Below are 8,766 nucleotides of genomic sequence, written 5' to 3'. Positions count from 1 at the left end.
AAAGAGAAGGCGACTGGGCGTATCGACTTGATCGTCGCTGCCGTGATGGCAATCGGCATCATGCAAACAGCAAAACCTATTAAGGGTGGCTCCCTCGACGACTACCTTTCGGAACAATAAACATGAAGTTATTCAGCAAGGCGGCAGCGGCCGGTGGCCTGGCGTTGAAAAGCGCGTACTTCTCGATCCGGGATGCCGTCGCCTACCGTGGCGTGCGCGACCCGAACAAGGACATCACCATCAACCACGGCGACGTGCGCAACGGCTCGCCTGGCGTGAACGCGGCGCTGCAACTGTCGGTCGTCTGGTCGTGCGTGCGCCTGATCGCTGAGACGATCGCCACGCTGCCGCTGATCACGTACGAGCGCAAGGTGGTCAATGGGCGTGAAATCCGCGTGGTGGCGCGCGAGCACCCGCTGTACTACTTGCTGCACGACTCACCGAACGCCGACATGACAGCGGTGGAGTTCTGGGAAGCGGTGGTATCGCAAATTTGCCTGTGGGGAAACGCGTACTGCCTGAAAAGTTACGGCGCCGCCGGCCGCATCGTGGCGCTGGACCCGCTGGACCCGGCCCTGATGACTGTTCGGCGCAGCGTGGACGGCGTGGTGCGCTACCTGTACGCCGATCCGCGCGGACAGAAAGAGTTCACCGAGGGCGAAATCTGGCACATCAAGGGCTTCGGCACCGATGGCCTGATGGGAATTTCACCGATTACGGCTGGCTGGCGGTCGATGTGCGGCGCCACTGCGGCCGAAACCGCATCAGCCAACACATTTGGCAAGGGCATGCGCTTGTCCGGCGTGCTCACGATGAAGGAATATCTCGACCCGGCCCAGCGCGAACAGGCGAAGGGAAAGGTCATGGGGGCGGTGTTTGGCGACGACCGCACCGGCAACATGATGTTGCTGGAAGGCGCCACCGAGTTCACACAGCTTTCCATGCACCCGGCCGACGCGCAGATGCTGGAGACGCGATCGTTCAGCGTCGAAGACCTGTGCCGCTGGTTCGGCATGCCGCCGTCGATGATCGGCCACGGCACGGCGGTATCGAACTGGGGCACAGGCCGCGAGCAGATCAACCAGAATTTTATCGACTACGTGCTGCGCGCGTACATGAAACGCATTGAGCAGGGGATCGCCAAGTCGTTGCTGAAACCCGCCGAGCGCACGCGCTTCTTCTCGGAATACAGCGTAGAAGGCCTGCTGCGCGGGGACAGCGCGTCACGCGCCGCCCTCTACAGCACCATGACGCAAAACGGCATCTACACCCGGAATTTTTGCCGCTCGCTGGAAAACCTGGAACCGCTGCCGGGTGGCGACGAGCTCACCGTGCAAAGCAACCTGATCCCGCTCTCACTGCTGGGAAAAATAACCAACACCGCCCAGGCGGCCAAGTCGGCCGTGCTGTCCTGGCTTCGAATCAAGGAAAACGACGATGCAACTCCTCCACAAATCGATTGATCTGGAGCTGAAAAGCCTGACCGAAAAGGGCAGCTTTTCCGGCTACGGCTCGGTGTTCAACGTCGTCGACAAGGGCGGCGATATCGTCGCCCCCGGCGCGTTCGCGGAAAGCCTGGGCAAGTGGCAGAAGTCGGGCCGCACGGTGCCGGTGCTGTGGCAGCACCAGTCGGATCAGCCGATTGGCGCGTGGGATGGTTTGAAAGAGGACGACCACGGTCTGCTGGGCGAGGCATCGCTCTGGCTGGACGACGCGCCGTATGCACGCCTGGCGCACAAGGGTATGAGCACCAAGACGATCACCGGCCTGTCGATCGGCTACCGCGTCAAGGACTACAGCGTCAACAAGGACACCGGCGTCTACACCCTGCAGAAGCTCGACCTGGTCGAGATCAGCGTGGTCACCAACCCGATGAACGACGACGCGCGCGTGGCCGACGTCAAAAGCCTGATCGAGGCCGGCCGCATGCCGACCCTCCCTGAATTCGAAAAGTTCCTGCGCGAGGCAGGCTTTTCCAAGTCCCAGGCCGCAGCTGTCGCAAACGGCGGTCTGGCGAAGCTTTCCCGGGGTGAGCCCGGTGGCGAAAAAGGCGATGCAATTCTTACCGCACTGCGCGGTTTCACCCTCACTCTTCAAGGATAACAACATGACCATCGAAATCGAATTCAAACAGGAGCTGTCGAAATTAGGCGACCAGCTCAAGGCCCACGGCGAAAAAGCACTGGCCGAGGCGCAGCGCGGCATCTCCATGACCGAAGGCGTCAAACAGACTGTCGACGAACTGCTGACCAAGACGAGCGAGATGTCCGCCGAGCTTGCCGATGTGCAGCAGAAGCAGGCGCGTCGTGGCGCCGAGCAGGATCAGGGCGCCAAGTCGATGGGCGCACAGTTCGTTGAGAACGACGCGTTCAAAAAGGCACACGAAGGCGGCGGTTTGCGCCGCAAGGGTAGCCGCATCAGCGTCGATATCGACGCTAAGGCGATCACCACCACCAGCACCGGCGCCGGCGTGGTTGCTGACCGCCAACCAGGCATCATTACCCAGCCGCAGCGCAAACTGACGGTCCGCGACCTGGTCGCACCTGGCCGCACGGCGTCCAATTCCATCACCTACATGAAGGAAACGGGCTTCACCAACAATGCGGCACCGGTTGCCGAGGGCGCCCGCAAGCCGGAATCGACCCTCACGCTGGCGCAATCGATCGCCCCGGTGGTCAAAGTGGCGCATTTCATGAAGGCATCGACCGAGATTCTGGACGACTTCCCGGCGCTGCAATCCTATATCGACGAGCGCCTGACCTACGGCCTGCGCCTGATCGAAGAGGCCCAACTGCTCAAGGGCTCGGGTGTTGGCAATAACTTGAACGGGCTCTACACCCAGGCGTCGGCCTACATGGCGCCGATCGCCATCGCCGGCGCCACCCACATCGACACCTTGCGCCTGGCACTGCTGCAGGCGGAACTGGCCGAGTATCCATCAGACGGCCTCGTGCTGCACCCGTCGAATTGGGCGGCCATCGAGCTGTTGAAGGACACCACCGGCCAATACATCATCGGCAACCCGCAGGGCACGCTGTCGCCGACGCTGTGGGGCCGCCCTGTTGTGACCACGCAAGCCATGTCGATCGCCACGTTCCTGGCCGGCGCCTTCCGCATGGGCGCGCAGATCTTCGATCGCCTGCTCGCTTCGGTCGCGATCGCCACCGAGAACGAAGACGACTTCGTCAACAACCTGATCACGATCCTGATCGAGGAGCGCCTGGCCCTGGTGGTCAATCGTCCCGAAGCGTTCGTCAAAGGCGCGCTGGCGTAATCAACCCCGCCGGCGGCGCTGTCCGGCTGCCGGCCACCAGGAGAACGACATGGCAATAACGAAAATCAAAGCGCTCGACCAGTTCTCGCATGGGCGCCTGAGCATGGCCGCCGGCGACACCGACACGATCGAGGCAGTCGAGGCGCGCGAGCTGGTCAAGGCCGGCCTGGTCGAGGTGGTCGACGACGCCCCGGCCGTGGCGCCGGAAACGGCGCCGGCCGCCGGCGACACCGACATGATCGAAGGCGGCACCAAGATGGCTGACGAGCCTGAGAACAAGATGGCCGATGCGCCGATGAACAAAACAAACAAGCCAAAGGCGAAATAATCATGCCGAAGACCATCCGCCTGCTTTCCACGTACAAGGGCATTCCGCCGCAAACCATTCTGACGCTGGACGACGCGACGGCAAACGTGTTGCTGGCGGGCGGCGTCAACGCCACAACCGTGCTGACTGGCGGAATCCCTTACGTAGCGCCCGCCGCTGCCCCTGCGAAGGTCTTGCCGGCATCCTTTGAAGTTGATGCGGCCGGAAAGGTGAGCCTGGTAGGCGCAGGCTTCCCGGTGGCTCTGCCGTCCGCAAGCACAAATTTGCGCATGCGCATCGCTGGCGATTCGCTCACTTACGGTGGCGCGCCTGGCCGCGCGCCTGGCCTGTTTGACGGCCGCCCATGGTACGGCAGCAGCACAATCACGACTCTGGCCAATCTCGGTAACGGATCGTGGCTGGTCTACTGCATGGTAGACGGTCGCGCGGGCACCGCCGGCGGCAAGATCGAAACCGATGCGCGCAGCTGGATGCGCTGGACTTACACGGGCGACCCCTCGCCGGGCCCATGGGTTGACGTATCTCAGGGCGGTTGGAAGTATCTGGAAAGCGGATCGCTCGCAAACTCCGGCGTCCTGGTCGCCATTCGCGGCGCCACAGCGCCAGTGCCCAACCAGAGCAGCACTGTGACGACGGCCGGCCTGGCCACAATCTCCGACTACAACTTCATTGGATACGTGCCTTGGCTCGCCGGTGCCTTGGGCGATACCTTTGCAGCATACGAGGCATTCGGGATCACGGGCGCCACCACCGCTGATATCCTGAAATACATGCCTCAAGTGCTCGCTGGCGACGTCGAGGTTGTATGCATCCTGGCCGGTGTCAACGATGCCCCGAGCGATGCCGTGACGGCGAAAGCCTCCATTACAAACCTGATGGCGATCATCGACCTGGCACGGGCGAAGGCTCGGCGGGTCTACGTGAACGAAATCGCGCCGAACCCGTCGGCTTCGGTCGTCACCAACCAGTTTTTGGCGCGGGTGTCCGAATCGATCCGCGCATATTGCCGCACGCTGCGTAACGTGCGCTTTGTCAGCGCCTTCGACAAGATGGTGAGCGCAAATGCAATCGCCCTCGGCGGGCCGACGCCGCTCACCAACCCAGGCGGTCGCGCTGGTATGTTCAACCCTGCGGATAACCTGCACTGGATGCCACTTGGCGCCTACACCTTCGCAAAACCCCTAATTGCGGCTCTGCTGCAAGACTACCCGAAAGAACCATTTCGAAACAACACCGTGGGTGTGTGGGACTCCACGTTGCAGGTGGGGCCTATCAGCCTCAACCCGGCATTACGCGGCAACGCGGGGGCGTTCGGTGGCGCCACGCCCACAGCGGCGGCGAACGGCGTCACCGGCACCGTACCCGACAGCTTCACTCTGTCCCGGTCGGGCAGCACGCAGACCTGCACGACGGCCTTCGAACCCGCAGCAGACGGCGGCCTCGACTGGTGGACGACAGAAGTGATCGGCTCGACGGCGGGCGACTACCATGAGCTGTTTCAGCAGTTCAACTTGCCGCCGAATTTTGTGACGGGCGACTACTTCCAGCTTGTTCTTGAGCCGCAAATTATTGGCACCACGGGTACCGGCCTCGCAACTCTTCAAGCGCAAGCAACAAGCGGCGGGAACATCCAGTCGTCTTACATCATCCAGGCAGGTCGCGACCTGGCTGGGTTCGGCTCCGATATGCCCGTCCTGTCCCTGCGCAGCGAGCCGCAAAAGGTGCTGCCTGGGTACACGCTCTTCACCATGCGCATCCGTATCGGCGCGCGCGTGGGCGGTGGCGGGAAAGTCGGTTGGCGCCGGTTCTCGTTTGAAAAGGTGGCGCCGCCAGCTGGTGCCGCATGACCGTGCGCCAAATCACTCCGCCTGGCGCGCTGGCAGTGTCGATGGTCGACGCCCGCTCAAGTGCCCGCGCAAACGGAAGCGATCAGGACGCGGAAATCGAGATCCGCGTGCGCGCGCTGACCGCCGAGGCCGAGCACATCACGGGTCGCTCGATCATCAACCGCACGTACGAGGTGACGGCGCCAGGCTTTGCGGGCGTCATCCCGCTGCCGTCTTCCCCGCTGGTTGAGGTGACCAGCCTGAAATACCTGGACGTTGATGGCGCCGTGCAAACGCTAAGCGAAGACGCCTACGTTGTCGACCGCTCGATCGAGCCCGGATTCGTCACGCTTGCAGCCGGCGCCACCTGGCCGGCCACGAAAGACAGCCGGAACGCAGTGACCTTGACGGTGGTTTGCGGCTACGGGGCCGATGAGAGCGCCACACCGGCCGCGTTCAAGGGCTACATCTTGGCGAAGGTGCGCGAATACTTTGCGCCAGCTGGGACGCCGGAATCGCCGCACCTTATCCGAGGGCTGGACTGCTTGAAGGTGCATAGCTGATGGCCGTCCCGTTCAAGTGCGACGAAAAGGTCACGATCGAGCAGCTGGTCGGAGAGCCTGACCCGGTGTACGGCACCGAAACAAAAACGTGGGTTCCGGTCCTGGTGCGCTACTGGGCCAACGTTCAGGACGTGTTGCCAAGCCGTGCCGAAACGACAAAAAACGGGCTGGGTAAGACGGTCCAGCGCGCCAGGCTGCGCATGCAGGGCGCTCAGGCCGTGACGGCCGATATGCGGGTCGTTCTGCACAGCCGCGGCGATCGGGTCATGCAGATCATCGCCGGGCCGGCGCTGCTGGACGACCGGCTTCACACAGAATTTCAACTGGAGGGATATTCGAATGGCTGATCCGAACATCACAGGCGGCCGGGAGTTGGATGCGTTTCTCCAGCAGTTCTCGGCCAAGGTCGAAAAGAACATCATGCGCAGCGCCCTGCGCGCCGGCGCGAACGAATTCAAGGAAGAAATCAAGGCCAACATACCGGTGGACAGCGGCGCGCTGCGGCGAAGTGTGCGGGTCACGACAAAGGCCAAGGGCGGGCACGTAACCGCGTCGGTCAAGATCGGCAACAAGAAGGCGTGGTACGCGCGCATGGTCGAGTTCGGCACGCGCGCGCACAAGATCACGCCGCGCGGCGCTGGCGCGCTCCGGATCGCCGGCTACATCGTTGCGGACGCTGACCACCCCGGCGCGCGCCCGCGCCCGTTTGCGCGCCCTGCCTTCGACGCAAGGGCAGCGCGCGCCGCAACCGCTGTCGGCGCAAAAATCCGCTCCAGGCTCACCGCCGAGGGCATTAACCTACCAGACGCAGGGTAATCATGAAAATTCTGATGACGCAGACCGTACAAGGCTCGCTCGATGGTGAGACCGTGCGTGAGCTTGAACAAGGCACCGAGTACGACACGGTCGATAGCCCGCGCGGGCTGCGCCTGGCCCAATACCAAGTCAAGCAGGGCGTTGCCATCCCAGCGCCTGGGCGCGTCGCGCCGGCGGCCGATTCGAAGATCGTGGCTCGCAAGAAATGAGCGCAGTCGCCATCATGCGCGCGCTGCTGGTCGCGCACGCGCCTCTCATCGCCCTGGTGCCTGCCGCGCGCATCGCCGCCGGCACCGTTCCGTCCGGCGCGTTGCCGGCGATCGGCATCACCGAAATCAGCGGGAATGAACAGGACACCGTGGCGCGCACCGGTAATAGCCTGGTCACCTCGCGCGTGCAGGTCACGGTCTACGCGGCGTCCTACCCGCAACAAAAGGATGTCCTCAAGGCGGCGCGGCTCGGCGCCGGCGTGCATACCGGCTTGATTGCTGACTACGTGGTGCGCAGCGTGCTGCGCGACCTGGTCGGCCCAGATATGGGGGACCCCGCTGTCCCGACGTTCGAACAAAGCCGCGACTTCATGGTGACGTACATCGAGCCGGCCTGACTGGCCCGCAGGCAGTTTCTTCATCCGCAGTTTTATCAGCCCGCCCGTTTCGCAATCCAGCGAGCGGGCTTTTTTCATTGAAAGGTACTACATCATGGCAGGAATCGATTTTGACACTATCGCCGGCTCGAAACTCTATGTCTCGACCGCAGCCCCAAGCGTCACCGAGGGCGCCGGCGCGGCCGCCGCATATGCACTGCTCACCTGGGTAGAAATCGCGCCGCTGACCAATATCGGCAGCGTTGAAGGCCGCGAGTACTCAATGGCTACGCTGTCCACCATTGGCGATGCGCAGGACCGCGAGAAGAAAGGCTCGTTCAAGTTGCCCAATGCTGAGTTCGAATGTGCATGGGTTCCGGAAGACCCGGGCCAGATCATCATTAAGGCGGCTTCGAAGAATTACACCGTACCGTCGTTCAAGATGGTCGGCCAAGACACGGGCGAAATCGACTACTTCACGGCGCAGGTCGCCAAGTTCGTCCGTACTGGCGGCACCAGCAACGACGCTGTAAAAGGCAACTTCACCCTGCTGCGCCAGACCGACACCGTCAGCGTTTAACCATCACGGCCATTTGGCCACCACCAGCACCGGCTGGTCGCTGTCGCCTATCGTGGGCGCGGCGGCCGGCACGGGCATTTGGAGTTATTCATGGCTAAAAAATCCCTTTCGCCCGAGCGACTGAGAGAGGTCCTGCATTACAACGAAATGACTGGGGTATTTACCCGTCTCAAAAGTGGGAGTGGTCGGACACCTTCCGGGCCTGGTGCCGGTGGCGACAACGGCGCGGGGTACACCGTCATCGTGGTGGACCGATGTCAGTATCGGGCGCATCGACTCGCCTTCCTCTATATGTTGGGCCGCTGGCCGTCGGCTGAGGTGGACCACATTAACGGATATCGCTCAGACAACGCCTGGACAAATCTTCGCGAGGTCACTTGTGCTGAGAACACGCAAAACCAGCGCAGACCGCACCGAAACAATAAGGTCGGCCTCCTCGGGGTGAAACGATCAGGGAAAAGATTCACATCAACGATTGGGCTTGGCGGCACGCAAAAACATATCGGAACTTTCGATACGGCAGCAGAAGCACACCAAGCTTACCTCCTGCATAAACGCAGCATTCATAAAACAGCAACGATTTAGTTTCTCCGGTCCGTTTTGGACAACCCAGGGCGAAAGCCCATCACCCACGAAAAAAGGAAACACCATGAATAACCTCAAAACCTTCGCTCTCATCGCTACCGTTGCCCATCACCTGCGTGACGGCAATGACGAACCTATGTTCGCTGCTGGTCCAGACGGCAAGCCAGATGAATCGAAGCCGATGATTGCCCACATGTTTGGCCCAGGC

Annotated in this window: 12 protein-coding genes; all 12 read left to right on the top strand. The window is 62.2% G+C overall.

The genetic code is table 11. From position 1 onward, the window contains the following. The first annotated feature begins 122 nt into the window (after positions 1-122). Positions 123-1,463 carry a phage portal protein gene (locus F2P46_RS34810; protein WP_166898965.1) on the top strand — a complete coding sequence of 447 codons (1,341 nt, stop codon included), beginning with the start codon at positions 123-125 and terminating at the stop codon, positions 1,461-1,463. Then, positions 1,438-2,103, top strand: coding sequence for an HK97 family phage prohead protease (locus tag F2P46_RS34805; protein WP_166898963.1), 666 nt, complete (start codon positions 1,438-1,440; stop codon positions 2,101-2,103). The genes F2P46_RS34810 and F2P46_RS34805 overlap by 26 nt, the downstream gene beginning before the upstream one ends. Positions 2,104-2,107: 4 nt before the next feature. Further along, a complete protein-coding gene (locus tag F2P46_RS34800; protein ID WP_166898962.1) occupies positions 2,108-3,274 on the top strand; it encodes a phage major capsid protein in 1,167 nt (388 codons plus the stop codon). Positions 3,275-3,323: 49 nt separating this feature from the next. Continuing rightward, positions 3,324-3,602: a hypothetical protein gene (locus tag F2P46_RS34795; RefSeq protein ID WP_166898960.1), complete on the top strand. Its 279-nt coding sequence runs from the start codon at positions 3,324-3,326 to the stop codon at positions 3,600-3,602. Positions 3,603-3,604: 2 nt separating this feature from the next. Next, complete coding sequence (locus F2P46_RS34790; protein WP_166898958.1) at positions 3,605-5,449, top strand: SGNH/GDSL hydrolase family protein; 1,845 nt, start codon at positions 3,605-3,607, stop codon at positions 5,447-5,449. Further along, positions 5,446-5,991, top strand: coding sequence for a hypothetical protein (locus F2P46_RS34785; RefSeq protein ID WP_166898956.1), 546 nt, complete (start codon positions 5,446-5,448; stop codon positions 5,989-5,991). The genes F2P46_RS34790 and F2P46_RS34785 overlap by 4 nt, the downstream gene beginning before the upstream one ends. After that, positions 5,991-6,338, top strand: a complete 348-nt coding sequence (locus F2P46_RS34780) for a head-tail adaptor protein (protein ID WP_166898954.1) — start codon at positions 5,991-5,993, stop codon at positions 6,336-6,338. The genes F2P46_RS34785 and F2P46_RS34780 overlap by 1 nt, the downstream gene beginning before the upstream one ends. Beyond that, a complete protein-coding gene (locus tag F2P46_RS34775; protein ID WP_166898952.1) occupies positions 6,331-6,807 on the top strand; it encodes an HK97-gp10 family putative phage morphogenesis protein in 477 nt (158 codons plus the stop codon). The genes F2P46_RS34780 and F2P46_RS34775 overlap by 8 nt, the downstream gene beginning before the upstream one ends. Positions 6,808-6,809: 2 nt before the next feature. After that, on the top strand, positions 6,810-7,016 hold the full coding sequence (locus F2P46_RS34770; RefSeq protein ID WP_166898950.1) for a hypothetical protein: 207 nt from the start codon (positions 6,810-6,812) through the stop codon (positions 7,014-7,016). Further along, the gene (locus F2P46_RS34765; RefSeq protein WP_166898948.1) at positions 7,013-7,414 is read left to right on the top strand and encodes a hypothetical protein; all 402 of its coding nucleotides are present in this window, start codon (positions 7,013-7,015) and stop codon (positions 7,412-7,414) included. Before F2P46_RS34770 ends, F2P46_RS34765 begins: the two co-directional genes overlap by 4 nt. A gap of 94 nt (positions 7,415-7,508) precedes the next feature. Next, complete coding sequence (locus F2P46_RS34760) at positions 7,509-7,973, top strand: hypothetical protein (protein WP_166898946.1); 465 nt, start codon at positions 7,509-7,511, stop codon at positions 7,971-7,973. Positions 7,974-8,063: 90 nt separating this feature from the next. After that, positions 8,064-8,558: an HNH endonuclease signature motif containing protein gene (locus F2P46_RS34755; protein ID WP_166898945.1), complete on the top strand. Its 495-nt coding sequence runs from the start codon at positions 8,064-8,066 to the stop codon at positions 8,556-8,558. Positions 8,559-8,766 lie beyond the last annotated feature (208 nt).

The organism is Massilia sp. CCM 8734 (genome assembly GCF_011682155.1).
Taxonomy (GTDB): Bacteria; Pseudomonadota; Gammaproteobacteria; order Burkholderiales; family Burkholderiaceae_D; genus Telluria_A; species Telluria_A rubra.
This window is presented reverse-complemented; position numbering and strand designations above follow the sequence as displayed.

Bases quoted from the DNA above. Each gene is read 5' to 3' on its own strand.
- F2P46_RS34760 (WP_166898946.1), top strand. From the start codon at position 7,509: ATGGCAGGAATCGATTTTGACACTATCGCCGGCTCGAAACTCTATGTC.
- F2P46_RS34805 (WP_166898963.1), top strand. From the start codon at position 1,438: ATGCAACTCCTCCACAAATCGATTGATCTGGAGCTGAAAAGCCTGACC.
- F2P46_RS34770 (WP_166898950.1), top strand. From the start codon at position 6,810: ATGAAAATTCTGATGACGCAGACCGTACAAGGCTCGCTCGATGGTGAG.
- F2P46_RS34810 (WP_166898965.1), top strand. From the start codon at position 123: ATGAAGTTATTCAGCAAGGCGGCAGCGGCCGGTGGCCTGGCGTTGAAA.
- F2P46_RS34790 (WP_166898958.1), top strand. From the start codon at position 3,605: ATGCCGAAGACCATCCGCCTGCTTTCCACGTACAAGGGCATTCCGCCG.
- F2P46_RS34780 (WP_166898954.1), top strand. From the start codon at position 5,991: ATGGCCGTCCCGTTCAAGTGCGACGAAAAGGTCACGATCGAGCAGCTG.
- F2P46_RS34755 (WP_166898945.1), top strand. From the start codon at position 8,064: ATGGCTAAAAAATCCCTTTCGCCCGAGCGACTGAGAGAGGTCCTGCAT.
- F2P46_RS34775 (WP_166898952.1), top strand. From the start codon at position 6,331: ATGGCTGATCCGAACATCACAGGCGGCCGGGAGTTGGATGCGTTTCTC.
- F2P46_RS34785 (WP_166898956.1), top strand. From the start codon at position 5,446: ATGACCGTGCGCCAAATCACTCCGCCTGGCGCGCTGGCAGTGTCGATG.
- F2P46_RS34765 (WP_166898948.1), top strand. From the start codon at position 7,013: ATGAGCGCAGTCGCCATCATGCGCGCGCTGCTGGTCGCGCACGCGCCT.
- F2P46_RS34800 (WP_166898962.1), top strand. From the start codon at position 2,108: ATGACCATCGAAATCGAATTCAAACAGGAGCTGTCGAAATTAGGCGAC.
- F2P46_RS34795 (WP_166898960.1), top strand. From the start codon at position 3,324: ATGGCAATAACGAAAATCAAAGCGCTCGACCAGTTCTCGCATGGGCGC.